Raw genomic sequence first — 13,340 nt, 5'->3', positions numbered from 1 at the left:
CATATATTAATGTAAGTTCATTTGAACTATTTCACTTCTACTGCCTATTCTTATAGGAGGTCCCCAAGTTCCATACCCAGAAGAAACTACAACATTCAAGTTATCTTTCTTTAAATAACCATAATCAATTTCAAACATTTTATTTGTAACTAAATTTCCAGGAGCAATTTGACCTTTATGAGTATGACCAGAAAGTTGTAAATCAATATTTGCATTTAAGCTTTCATTTATATATTTAGGATTATGATCTATTACAATAAGAGCTTTAGATTTATCAAGATTATGTGTTAAATCTAATAATGAAGCTCTATCATTTTCAGAAAATCTATTTATTGTAATATCATCTCTGCCTATTATGTAGATACTGTCATTTATTAAAATAGATTCATCTCTTAAGACTTTAACAGAATTTTCTTCAAGTATTTTGACTATTTGGGTTTCAGCCTTAGTCATTAAATCATGATTTCCAAGGGTGGCATAAGTACCATATGTAGACTTGATTTTTGAAAATTCTCTTCCCATATTAGTATTTAGAAATGGTTTTATATCACTATCTATAATATCTCCAGCAATTATTACTATATCAGGATTTAAGTCATTAATTTCTTTTACCATATTAGAAAGTTTTTTATTTTTAACTATATTTCCTAAATGTATATCAGATACCATAATTACATTTACTGGTTCTTTAAAAGATGGTTTATCTATATCTATATCAAAAGAGGTCACATAAGAGTTTTTAGCATTAAAGCTTCCAATTGTAGTTATTATAATAAAAACTACAGCAATTAATATAGTTTGATAAATATAGTATTTATCAGTTAAATTATTTGATAAGTGTGATTTACTAATTATTATATTTATTATTCCTATAATAGGAAAAGTTAATAAAGTGTACATTAATAATCCCATCCAATATGAACCAATTAAATAAAGAAAGTTAGTTAAATTGGGAGATATAAATTTATTAAGAAACATTGAAATTATGTATGATAAGGCTAAAACCCAAAAAATAATCCAAAAGACTAATGGAGAAATTTTGAAAATATAATTAAATCCATTAAGTATTTTTCTACCTATATAATAATTTATTAAAAAATATAGAAGTGAAAATAAAACCAAGATAAGGATATATTTAACCTTCAATTCAATCAACTCCAGTATATAATTTTTAGATTATTATAACATAACAGTATTTTTAAACCAAATTACATAAGTATTATTTCTTAAACTTTATATAATATACATTTATTTTGCTTAAGAAAATAGTAAAAAATGAAATTTTAACTTACTTTCATTATGAGTACAATAGTAATATAATTATTTTAGTAAATATAAGTTAGAAAAATTAATTATACATATTAAAAAAGAGAGATATTTACAATTTATAGATTTGATTAGTAGAGAAAATTATAAGATATGATAAAATAAAGTAAAAAGCCTGGAGGATTAAGTATGACTTTAAATCAAGAACAAGCTTTAGTTGTAAATGAATTAGAAAAAAACATTCTACTTCTTGCTTCGGCAGGTACTGGAAAAACTAATACTTTATCAAGTAGAATTTCAAATATTATAAAAAGTAATAAAGCAAAAGCTTGTGAAATATTATGTATAACTTTTACTAATAAAGCTTGTGCAGAAATGAGAGAGAGAATTGAAAAAGTTGTAGGGGAAGAAGCTAAGGACATTACTATAAGAACCTTTCATAGCTTTTGTTATGATTTAATTAAAAGTGATGCTAAGAAAAGAAGTGATATATTTACTGATTTTATTGTCTTTGATGAGGAAGATTGTAGAGAAATAATAAAAGAATGTAATTACTATAATACTTCTGTTTATAAACTACAACAGTTTATAGATATAATTAAAATAGAAAGAGCTAAACTTGATTTATATAGTGATAATGTTTTAGATGATTATAGTAAAACTATAGGAAATATATTTAAATACAATGAAGCTAAGATAAATTCAATTTGTAATGACAAAGGCATTTTAAATAATGAAATGAAGAACTTTTTATTAGAAAAGGGCCATTTTTTGGTTAATTTATATAACTCATTGCTTTATAACAATCATGGGTTAGATTTTGCAGATTTAACATGTAAGGCAAAAGAGATATTAAAAGATGATAAATTAGTTATAAGTTTAAGAAATACATATAAATTTATAAATATAGATGAAGTTCAGGATACAAGTACATTAGAATATTTTATAATTGAAAAGATATTTAAAGGAAATAATATTTTGTTATGTGGAGATATGTTTCAAACCATTTATGGGTGGAGAGGCTCAGAACCAAATAAGATATTAGAATTTTATAAGAAAGAATATAATCCTATTGAAATAGTATTTTTTAAAAATTACAGATCAACTAAGTTTATAACTAATGGAACTTTAAGCTTTTTAAAGAATGCTTTTGAATTACAATATAAATCTTTATACAAAAATGAAATATCCTCCGAAACAAAAGAAAATGGTGAGAAAATAAAATTAAAGATATGCAATAATTTGAGGGAAGAAGCTAGATTTATATTTGAGGAAGTAAAATCATTACAAGAAAAAGGCGAAGATATATCAAAGATTTGTATTTTAAGTAGAGATAATAATTATAATATTAAGTTGAGTAGAGAACTTGGAAATATAATTGGATATGATGGTTCTGATTTTGAATTTATTCTGGTTGATCAATTTAAGTTTTTTAGAAGACAAGAAATAAAAGATATTATAGCTTTTCTAAAACTTATTGCAAACAGATATGATAATGTAAGCTTAAAAAGAATAGTAAAAAGACTTCCTACAGGAATAGGAGATAAGACATTCCAAATTATTGAATCAAAGGAGTATAAAGAAGTTGGAATTTCATTATGTGATTTTATAGATTTAAATGCAAGAAATTATGGAGAAAAATATTCATTACTAATAAATGAATTTGCACAAGATAATATAATAGTATTTGATGTTGAAAGTACAGGAACAGATGTAACTGAAGATGAAATAGTACAAATAGCAGCTATAAAGATAAATAAACATGGTAAAGTTATTGACAGCTTTAAAAAGTTTATAAAAAATAAAAAAACTGTAGAATCATCATTTAAAGTACATGGATTTAGTGATGAATTTTTAAAAGAAAATGGTGAAGATAAGAAAAAGGTATTAAAAGAGTTCATGGAGTTCTCAAAGGATGCTGTTATAGTAGGGCATAATGTTCAATATGACATAAATATTTTAAGTAGTGAGTTATATAGGAATAACTTAGGAGGTCATAAATTTAAAACTTTTTATGATACTCTAGATATATATAGAAGATTTTATACTAATTTACCTAATTATAAATTAGATACACTTAGTAAAATATTTAAAACAAAAAACAAACCAAGTCATGATGCTATGGATGATATACTAGCAACTAGTGAATTATTAGTAAGAGCTATAAATAAGGATTTAATTCACACATCAATACAGAGAATAAATTATATGTCTAAGCACATAAAAGCATTTTCATATATTAGCAATAAAGTTAATGAATTATTTAAGGAAGCTGAAGTTAAAAGACCTCAAGATATAATAGTTGATATTATAAATAAATTCAATATAAAAACATTATATTCAGGAAGGGATATTGAAGGTGCTAAGGAAGGAAGAGAAAAGATAGAAAGACTTAGAGATTTTTATGTCCTTGTGAGAGATTTAGATGATAATAAAAAAAGCAATAAAGATTTTTTATTAGATATAATTAAATTGACAGGTCTTTCAAATGGAGATCTTGAGAATTTGATTATAAATAGAACTAATAAAAAAAGAATTCCAATAATAACAGTACATCAATCAAAAGGGCTTGAATTTGATAGTGTATTTATAGTAGGACTTCAAGAAAATACATTTCCATCTTATATGTCCATTAAATCTAACAACTTAGAAGAAGAAAAAAGAACCTTTTATGTTGCATTAACTAGAGCAAGAGAAAATTTATATTTATTGTCTAATTTACATGATGAATATAATAGAAAAAATGAAGTAAGTAGATTCTTAGGATATATAGATATAGACTATATATCTTGATAATAATTATTAAAAGATAGAAATTTTCACTTCTATATAGTATAATAAATAATATTATATAGAAACATATGTATTAAATATTGCGAGGTATGAGAAATGAAATACAATTTAAATGTGTACCAGTTAGGACAACTATTAGATGTTATTGCAAAGAATTACGATCTTGAATTACTATCTAAAATAAAATTAAGTGGTGGCTGGATGACTATGACAGGAAAGGTATCAATTGTATCGGTTCCTGCAAATAAACTAGTCTTAAAAGGAAATAATATAATAACATTAAAAATACAAGATAGCGGATGTCAAGGAAGCCTAATAAAAATTACAGGGGCAAAAGAGAATAAATTTGATATAGATATATCAGCAACTAAATATAAAGAGATAAAATCAACTGGAATTAATTTGAATAAAGTAAAAATAAATGAAAATGAATGTAAGCTTAGAATAGATGAAGATATGATTTTTACAATAAGAAAAGCATCAGTTGAAAATATATTAAATATAATAAACAGTATATAAATTTTTGAGGAAAAACTATTTAGTTTTTCCTCTTTTTAATAAAAAATCTATATAGACATGCTATTGTGAGAATTGTATAATATATAAAGTTGAATATAGAAGAGGTAAAAATAATGGATATAAATAGTATACTTCAAGTTTCAGCTTATGCAGGGAAGATAATGCTTGAAAGTGGAGCAGAGGCATATAGAGTTGAGGAAACAATGAATAGAATATGCAAGTCTTTTGGAATAGAAGTAGCAGATAGTTATGCGACACCAACTGTAATTGTAGCATCGGTATCTCATGAAGGCGAAATAAAATCATTAGTAGTCAGAATTTCTAACAGATCAGTGGATTTGCAAAAAATTCATAAGGTTAACGATTTAGCAAGGAATATAGTAAAAGATAAATATAATGTGAAAGAGTTAAAGAATAAATTAAATGAAATAGAAAAAGAAAAAAGGTATTCAAATAAAGTGACAATAACTTTTTCAGCAATTGGTGCATTTGGATTTGTTTTTTTATTTGGAGGATCTATAAAAGATGCTATAGCAGCATTTTTTATAGGAATAGTAGTTAAATATTTCTCTATAAAAGGTGAGAATATGGGGCTAAATTCATTTTTCATTAGTAGTATTTGTGCTGGGATTTTAGCTTTCTTAGCAATTATATCTATAAAAGTTGGACTAGCATTTGATATAGACAAGGTAATAATAGGTTCGATAATGCTTTTAGTACCAGGGCTGGCAATTACCAATGCAATAAGAGATACAGTTGCTGGTGATTTAGTATCTGGACTTGCAAGAGGAGCAGAAGCATTTTTAACAGCTATAGCGGTTGCTATTGGAACTGGAGTAGTTTTAAGTTTCTGGATTGGAACGTTTGGGGGGATATAAATATGATAATTGAAATCTTATCTGCTTTTATAGCATCATTTGCTTTTGGAATAGTATTTAATATTAAAGGTAAAAATTTATTTTTTTCAGCTTTATGTGGTGCTTTAGGGTGGTTTATATATAAATTTTCTTTAAGGCTGGGAGTTTCTGATACAACATCTTTATTCCTTGCAGCTGTTGGTCTTAGTATATATTCAGAAGTTTTTGCAAGGATATTAAAAACTCCAGTAACGACTTTTGTAATAGCAGCATTAATACCATTAGTTCCAGGTGGAGGAATGTATTATACAATGGTTGAAGCAATTACAGGGAATGTTATGAAGTCACTAGAAACAGGAATAAAAACTTTAGCTTCAGCAGGTGCTTTAGCCCTTGGAATTATATTAGTATCAACAGTAACTAAAACTTTAATAAAGTATAAACTTAACAAAGATCTAAAAAACCAAAATAAACTTAAATCATTAAATAGCTAGAAGGAATAAAATTATAAAATAATCAAATAATATTATCATAGTCAGAAGTTTTATTTATAATTTGACTATGACTATGGGGCGTTGCAGGACAAAATGTAACGCCTTTTGACATTTTTCAAATCTCAGCATATAATATGTATTAAAATAAGAATGTATGTTTGCAGGAGGTAAGATTTTGACAAAGCAAAAAGTAAATAAAAAATCGAAGTTTATAAGTATAGTTATCTTAGCCATATTTACAATAATATCAACATATTTTGGTAAGGATATTTTAGACTTAAATACAGAAAAAATAAATGGAAATATAGAAATCTCTTATCTGGATGTTGGACAAGGAGATGCTGTTTACATTAGAGTAAATGACTTTGATATATTAATAGATGCAGGACCTAAAAGTGATGTAGATAAATTAATGAAGCAACTTGAAGAAAAAAATATAGATGATTTTGAAATAGTTATTGCTACTCATCCACATGAGGATCATATTGGAGGAATGACAAAGATATTTGAAGAGTATTATATTAAAAGCTTTTATATGCCAAAAGTAACTAGTACTACAAAAACTTTTGAAAATATGATAAATGCAGTTAAGAAAGAAGGATTAAAAATTAATGTTATAAAAGAGGGGACAAGTTTTGATTTAGGAAAAGGCGCAAGGATAGATGTCTATTCTCCAATTAATGAGAGTTATGAAGAACTTAATGATTATTCCCCAATAATGAAATTAACCTTTGGAAACTCAACATTCATGTTTACAGGAGATGCTGAAGCTTATTCAGAAAAACAAGTTATATCTAAATATAAAGATAACTTAAAAGCTGATGTGTTAAAATTTGGACATCATGGCTCAAGTACGTCTTCTAGTAAAGAATTTATAAAAGCGATTGCCCCAAAGTATGGCGTGATTAGTTGTGGTGTAGATAATAAATATGGACATCCACATAGGGAAACTCTACAAACTATAGATACTTATGGAATAGAAACCTATAGAACGGATATAAACGGCGAAATAATAGTTATATCTGATGGCAATAATATTAGTATAAAAAATAAAAAGTAACAAAAAAAGTAGAACTTTATCATAATGATTGTAAAATCTAATATGATAAAGTTCTACTTTTTACTTTACAACACTAACATCATTTAAGTCTTTATCTAAAGCTTCAGATTTATTTTTATTAGAATTTAATATTTTATCCATTAATATGGCTATAGCACCATCTCCTGTAACATTAGTAGCAGTTCCGAAACTATCTTGAGCGGCATGAAGAGCAATCATTAAAGGTTTTTCTAGTGAGCCAAAGCCAAGCATAGATTCCAATATTCCAAGAGCTGCCATAACCCCTCCCCCAGGAACGCCAGGAGCAGCAACCATAGTAATTCCAAGCATAAATATAAATGGAAGTATTAATGAAAATGTTGGAGTTCTTCCTGTCATATACATAACAGCCATAGATGTTAGTACAAGGGTTATTGTGTCTCCAGCTAAATGTATAGTTGCAGCAAGAGGAATTACAAAATCAGTTACTTCTTCACTAACGGAATTATTATTAACACACTGAACTGTAACAGGAATAGTAGCAGAAGATGATTGAGTACCAACAGCTGTTAAATATGCAGGTAACATATTTTTAAGCAATTTAATTGGATTTTCATTTTTTACACTACCAGCAACTAAATATTGAATTAAAAGATATATTCCTTGAACAGAAAATAGTATTATGTACACTAATGCAAAGCTTTTTAAAGTAGTAAATATTTCACCATTAAAGCTAAGTTTTGCAAAAATAGCACCAATATATATAGGTACTATTGGAATAAGTACACTAGATATAATTTTAGAAACTATAATACTGAACTCATCAAATATGCTAGAAATAATACTATTTTTAAGTTTTGATAAACTTACGCCCATAATAAAAGAAAATACTAAGGCAGACATTACAGACATTATAGGAGGTATATCAATAGTAAAAAAAGAAGATATATTACTACTTGAACTTATATTTAAAGTATTTACTTTTAATAATTTAGGTAAGAAAAAGGAACCTACTGAAAATGCTAAAAACCCAGCAGCAAGAGTAGAGATATAAGCAAGGATAGTAGTTAACAATAAAGCCTTTCCAGATTTATTTCCAAGAGAAGCTATTCCAGGTACTATAAACCCAATCATAATAAGTGGAATTACAAAAGATAAAAAGCTTCCAAAGAGTTCACTAAATGTCCCAAGTAGCCTTATTGGAGTATCAATATTTAGATATTTAAAGAATATTCCGATGCTTATTCCAACTATCAAGGAAATAAAGATTTTTAATATAAGAGATGTATTTTTCATTATAAAGCCCCCTCAATTTGTGTATTTATACAAAATACACCTGTATTTAAATTAAGTACATAATACAGCCTGTACAATAATAAGTCAAGAAAAATATTTATTAAAGCATTTAAGTGAATTAATAAATATAAATAGGATAACATAAATAAATATAATATATTTATTTGAATAGTAAGAAGATATCGGAAGGAGAGTAGTATGAGATTATTAAATATTCTAAAAAAATCTTCAAAATATGAAAAAAAATTAGATGAAGCTATAGGAATATTAAATGATATATTTAAAGCTATACAAGAATATAGCGAAAATGAAGATTTACTAGAAAGCTATCATCATTTAAGAAAGGATATTTATAATATAAATTTAGCAAGATTAGAACTTGAAAATTCATTACTTAGAAATAAATTAAGCAAAAATGATGATTATGAAGAATTATGTTATGAAAATAAATATAAATTATCTACAGTAAAAAATGAGATGGAAATATCAATTTTAGAAGCTCTATCGGCAACTAGTTTACTAATAGAAAATTATAAGGAGTTATATAGATGTTGTGATAAATTAACTAAGAAAAAATTAATGGAAGGCTATGATAATTGCCTGAAATACTTGAATAAGGCAAAAACTCTTTTATTAGATAAAGATTCGGTAAATAAATATATATTTGATAGAGAAGTAAAATTACAAGAAAAAATAGAAAATAATTTAAGAAATGAATATAACATTAAAGTTGACAATAGTATTAATTCCTTAATAGAAAAATTAGATAAATGTAATAATGGATTATTGTTAGATTTAACTGAAATAATAACTATGGTTGGAGAGAGAAAAATTGAAGATGTTTATATAATTTTGAAAAAACTTAATAAGAGAATAGAATTTATAGATATATTGATAAGTGTATTAAAAAATAATAACTCTATAGAAAATAAAAATGAGATCATAGATGATTTAATCTTAATAGAAAATAAAAATAATGAAAATAAATTTAATATAGATTTAGTAAGGTATGATTCTAAAGTAATTTTAATGGATTTTCAACTTAATAAGTCAATAAATCCAGAAGATTTAAAGAAAACAGTAGACAAAGTTAAAAGAAATTGTGAAAATATAAAAGAAGGATTAAATAATGTAAATATAAAACTAAGGGAAAATTATCATATAGACAAATATGTAGATTTAGATGAAAAAAATAGCAATAATAAACTTTTTAATATAGATATTTATATAAGATACTATTATTATGATAAAGAAGATATTGAAAGAGAATGGGATAATTACGAGGAAATTTTAGAAGGTATTGATAAAATGCAAGTATTCGAACAAGATGGATATTGTTTTAAATATACTAAAAGTGGTATGATTTTAGCAAGCAAAACTCAAGAAGATGTTAAAATAGAGTTTGCATGTGATTACAAATATATAAAAATAAATGGGAAAAAGAAATATATAAATTTAAATAAACGGTTTGAAGTAGATAATTTAACTAATCATACAAGAGTAACTACAATTATCGAAGAAATACATGATTACATAATGTGTGTCTTTTATATAAGTAATTTAAATTCTGAGGAGTTTATAAATGAATTGGAGAAAATCAAAAGTTCACAGAAAAAGTGAAAAGTAATAGTTAAGGACTTTTGTCTTTTAAAACTTAAGTTATAAATTACGAAGCAATTTATATAGTTCACAGCGCACAGTTCACAGTTCACAGTTTTTGGAATAAAGTAACAGGGAACAGGTTATGATATAAATTGCAAAGCAATTTATAAATGAAAGAATGAAAAAATTAAAACAACTGTGCACTGTGCCTTGTGAACTGTGAACTGAAAAATGATTCGCAAAATTTTACAACTGTGATCTGTGCACTAACAAATTATTATTTTACTGGGAGGATGAAAGAAAATGGAAAAGATTAGATTAAGCAATAACTTAGAAATGTCTAGAATAATTCATGGACATTGGAGATTAATGGATTGGAAGTTAAGTAATGAAGAATTACTAAAGTTAGTAGAAGAAGTTTATGAGTTGGGGATAACAACAATAGATCATGCAGATATATACGGTAATTTCTGTTGTGAAGAAAAGTTCGGTGAATCACTAAACTTAAAAAAGGGATTAAGAGAAAAGCTGCAAATAGTTACAAAGTGTGGAATTAAGTTTCCTTCAATAAACAGGCCAGAAAATAAGTCTCATTGCTATGATACAAGTTCAGAACATATAATAAAATCAGTAGAGAAATCTTTAAAAAACTTTAAAACAGATTATTTAGATCTTGTATTAATTCATAGAGTAGATCCATTACTAAATCCAGAAGAAGTAGCAGAGGCTTTTAAAAAGTTAAAAAGTCAAGGGAAAGTAAGAAATTTTGGAGTATCCAATTTCTTACCAGCTCAATTTAATATGCTAAATTCTTATTTAGATAATGAATTAGTAACTAATCAAATAGAAGTATCACCTTTAAATTTAGAGCATTTTGAAAATGGAACTTTAGATTTAATGCTTGAGAAAAGAGTTAAACCAATGGCATGGTCACCTTTGGCAGGAGGAAAGATATTTAAGGGAGAAGATGAAGCTTCACTTAGAGTTAGAAAAGCTTTAAATAATGTAAAAGAAGAGGTTGGAGCTACAGATATTGATGAAGTAGTATATGCATGGATACTAATGCATCCAAGTAAAATAATGCCTATAGTTGGATCTGGAAATATAGAAAGAATTAAAGGTGCAGTTAGAGCAACAGAATTAAAACTTACAAAAGATCAATGGTTTGAAATATATGTTGCAGGAAGAGGTATAGATATTCCATAAGATAAAAATAAAATAGGATAGGGATTAAAATTTTATAATCCCTATCCTATTTTTAAGTATTTTAAGTTTTAAAATCAAATTTGTTTGAACATCTTTTACAAGTTACTACTATCTTTCCTTTTTTCCTAGGAAGCCTTAATTTTTGCCCACAGGTTGGACATTTTGTTATTTTAAAATTCTTCTTTTCTTTAATTTTATTCTCAAATATTCTAAAAATATAAGATAGATTATTTAAATCAAAAGGTGGAAGATTAATAGGAATTGAAACCCCAAACTTAGATAATGGTTTATTTATAAAAGAAATAAACGAATTAAGTTCACTTCGTCTTTTATATATATTTCTTGAAAACACTCTAAATATAGCTATTAAAAATATTGCCAACCCTACTATTCTTGTATAACGAGAAAGGTTAAATAAAGAACTTAAAAATAGTAGTAGTAATGATAATAAATCAATTCCATATGTACCTTGAAGAAATCTCATTTCAACACCTCTGTTAAATATATTTAAAATATATTATAATATAAAGAATTGATATAATCAATCTATATACTAAATGTAACAAATTATTAACAGATAATTATGTTGTATTTTAATACTATAAATGTAATATATACATATGAATAAAGTATGAGGTGAGTAATAATGAAAAATAGAATACCAAAAGATTATATTATAAGAATAACTAAAGCATCAACTTATTTCATTTTTAGAAATGGACCAATTAAAAGACTTTATGAAGAAGGAAAATTAAAAGATTCAGATGTTAAGGAAATGCAAAAATATATGCAAAATCATTTATCATATCTTTACAATGTTTTACTAGAGGAAAATGATTTAAAAAAGTTTGATCTAATAGTAGCTACTATGGACAAGTTCTATATAAATGATAATGAAGAAATACAATTAGAAGATGATGGTTTTGATAATTTTTATAATAAATTATTTAATGAAGTAATAGAAACTATAAATATAAAAAAATAACAAAGGATATTTAGATATAAGAAACTAAAGATTTATAAATAGTAGTATAATATAGTAATAATTTCCGAGGAGGATCTTTATGGGTTTTTTAAATATTGCACTATATTTTAGTATATACAGTTTCTTAGGATGGATATGTGAAGTTTTTTATTGTTCAGTACCAGTTAAAAAATTTATAAATCGAGGTTTTTTAAAAGGGCCAGTTTGTCCAGTTTATGGTTTTGGGGCATTATTTGTATTATATATAATGAATTGGAGCAATGTTAATTCAGCAATTTTAATATTTATTCTTGGAGGTGTAATTGCTTCAATCATTGAATTTATTGCAGATATATTGTTAGAATATGTTTTTCATACAAGGCTCTGGAATTATTCTAATAGAAAATTTAATATAAAAGGAAGAGTTTGTTTATTTAATTCAACACTATTTGCAACATTATCAGTTATGTTAATTAAATTAATACATCCAATTGTAAAAAATATTATAAATAGATTAAATATGATTACTATAGTAATCATAGCAATTTTATGTATTGTTATCTTATTAATGGATATAATTATATCAGTTAAAGGCATAATTAACTTAAATAATATCCTTAGAAATATGAATATTTTCAAGGATATTAAGAAGGAGTTTAAGTTAAATAAACAGAGAAGATTTATTGAAGCCTTTCCTCAATTAGAGCATAAAAAATATATGGCTGAGCTTAAAAGATTTAAAGAGTTACTTAAAGATTTAAGACAAAAAAATAAGCATGAATAATTTTCGAAAACATGCAAAGATTTAATACTATGGAGGTGTAATTATGTATATTGCATTTGGAAGAAAAGTAGTTGATACAGAAGAAGTAAAAAATGAAATTGAAAATAACACAGAATTTAAAGTTATTAAAGACATGAGTAAGGGAACTAAAAGAGAAGATATGCTAGCATTTAATCTAAGTATAGGTATAGATATTTTAAATGGAATTATAGAAGATGATTATAGTATAGACAATTTAAGTGAGGATGAACTTTTTGATGAATATATAAGTTTATCAGAAGAGTTAGCTACTGACATGGAAGATATCCTGCCAGATGAATCAATAATGGATATAAAGGCATATAAATGGGATATATCAGATAATGATATAAAACTTGTAATTGCTATAACTCACGAAGAGATTGGAGAAGGAAAGCTAAAGGATGTAATGAGAAGGCTAATAACTCAATTAGAGTAAAATAAAAATGATATTAACCTTATAGGTAAGTCACCATATTTAGACTATGGTGACTTTTTAGTT

At 25.3% G+C, this 13,340-nt stretch carries 13 protein-coding genes; 10 read left to right on the top strand and 3 right to left on the bottom strand.

The annotated features are described in order from the left end of the window. Positions 1-6: 6 nt before the first annotated feature. On the bottom strand, positions 7-900 hold the full coding sequence (locus tag ABDZ60_RS07795; RefSeq protein ID WP_343777320.1) for a metallophosphoesterase: 894 nt from the start codon (positions 898-900) through the stop codon (positions 7-9). A 555-nt stretch (positions 901-1,455) separates the two neighbouring features. Between ABDZ60_RS07795 and ABDZ60_RS07790 the strand changes: the two genes are divergently transcribed. The 5 genes from ABDZ60_RS07790 to ABDZ60_RS07770 all read left to right on the top strand — a co-directional run bounded on the left by ABDZ60_RS07790 (position 1,456) and on the right by ABDZ60_RS07770 (position 6,989). Beyond that, complete coding sequence (locus tag ABDZ60_RS07790) at positions 1,456-4,059, top strand: 3'-5' exonuclease (protein ID WP_343777318.1); 2,604 nt, start codon at positions 1,456-1,458, stop codon at positions 4,057-4,059. 96 nt (positions 4,060-4,155) lie between these two features. Continuing rightward, complete coding sequence (locus ABDZ60_RS07785; protein ID WP_016206531.1) at positions 4,156-4,578, top strand: hypothetical protein; 423 nt, start codon at positions 4,156-4,158, stop codon at positions 4,576-4,578. A gap of 113 nt (positions 4,579-4,691) precedes the next feature. Then, entirely contained in the window at positions 4,692-5,456 is a 765-nt protein-coding gene (locus ABDZ60_RS07780; RefSeq protein ID WP_016206530.1) for a threonine/serine exporter family protein, read from the top strand. Between the two features lie 2 nt (positions 5,457-5,458). After that, on the top strand, positions 5,459-5,929 hold the full coding sequence (locus ABDZ60_RS07775) for a threonine/serine exporter family protein (RefSeq protein WP_343777315.1): 471 nt from the start codon (positions 5,459-5,461) through the stop codon (positions 5,927-5,929). Positions 5,930-6,083: 154 nt separating this feature from the next. Then, on the top strand, positions 6,084-6,989 hold the full coding sequence (locus tag ABDZ60_RS07770) for a ComEC/Rec2 family competence protein (RefSeq protein WP_343777313.1): 906 nt from the start codon (positions 6,084-6,086) through the stop codon (positions 6,987-6,989). Positions 6,990-7,049: 60 nt separating this feature from the next. Here ABDZ60_RS07770 and ABDZ60_RS07765 read toward each other — a convergent pair whose 3' ends face one another. Beyond that, positions 7,050-8,264, bottom strand: a complete 1,215-nt coding sequence (locus tag ABDZ60_RS07765; RefSeq protein WP_016206527.1) for a dicarboxylate/amino acid:cation symporter — start codon at positions 8,262-8,264, stop codon at positions 7,050-7,052. Positions 8,265-8,462: 198 nt separating this feature from the next. Between ABDZ60_RS07765 and ABDZ60_RS07760 the strand changes: the two genes are divergently transcribed. Then, positions 8,463-9,884 carry a hypothetical protein gene (locus ABDZ60_RS07760; RefSeq protein ID WP_343777310.1) on the top strand — a complete coding sequence of 474 codons (1,422 nt, stop codon included), beginning with the start codon at positions 8,463-8,465 and terminating at the stop codon, positions 9,882-9,884. Between the two features lie 285 nt (positions 9,885-10,169). Beyond that, on the top strand, positions 10,170-11,072 hold the full coding sequence (locus tag ABDZ60_RS07755) for an aldo/keto reductase (protein ID WP_343777308.1): 903 nt from the start codon (positions 10,170-10,172) through the stop codon (positions 11,070-11,072). A 61-nt stretch (positions 11,073-11,133) separates the two neighbouring features. Here the strand turns inward: ABDZ60_RS07755 and ABDZ60_RS07750 are convergent, their stop codons facing one another. Further along, positions 11,134-11,556 (bottom strand): hypothetical protein, encoded by a 423-nt coding sequence (locus tag ABDZ60_RS07750; RefSeq protein WP_343777306.1) that lies wholly within the window; start codon positions 11,554-11,556, stop codon positions 11,134-11,136. Between the two features lie 162 nt (positions 11,557-11,718). On the opposite strand from ABDZ60_RS07750, the gene ABDZ60_RS07745 reads away from it, so the two are divergent. The 3 genes from ABDZ60_RS07745 (at position 11,719) to ABDZ60_RS07735 (ending at position 13,277) form a co-directional block, all read left to right on the top strand. Beyond that, on the top strand, positions 11,719-12,057 hold the full coding sequence (locus ABDZ60_RS07745) for a hypothetical protein (RefSeq protein WP_047001554.1): 339 nt from the start codon (positions 11,719-11,721) through the stop codon (positions 12,055-12,057). A 79-nt stretch (positions 12,058-12,136) separates the two neighbouring features. Beyond that, the gene (locus tag ABDZ60_RS07740; protein WP_343777304.1) at positions 12,137-12,820 is read left to right on the top strand and encodes a putative ABC transporter permease; all 684 of its coding nucleotides are present in this window, start codon (positions 12,137-12,139) and stop codon (positions 12,818-12,820) included. 43 nt (positions 12,821-12,863) lie between these two features. Then, positions 12,864-13,277: a hypothetical protein gene (locus ABDZ60_RS07735; protein WP_016206520.1), complete on the top strand. Its 414-nt coding sequence runs from the start codon at positions 12,864-12,866 to the stop codon at positions 13,275-13,277. The last annotated feature ends 63 nt before the right edge of the window (positions 13,278-13,340 follow it).

This window comes from Clostridium sartagoforme (genome assembly GCF_039521405.1).
In the GTDB taxonomy this organism is placed as follows: domain Bacteria; phylum Bacillota; class Clostridia; order Clostridiales; family Clostridiaceae; genus Clostridium; species Clostridium sartagoforme.
Note: the sequence above shows the minus strand (reverse complement) of the source record. Positions and strands in the feature narration are given on the sequence as shown.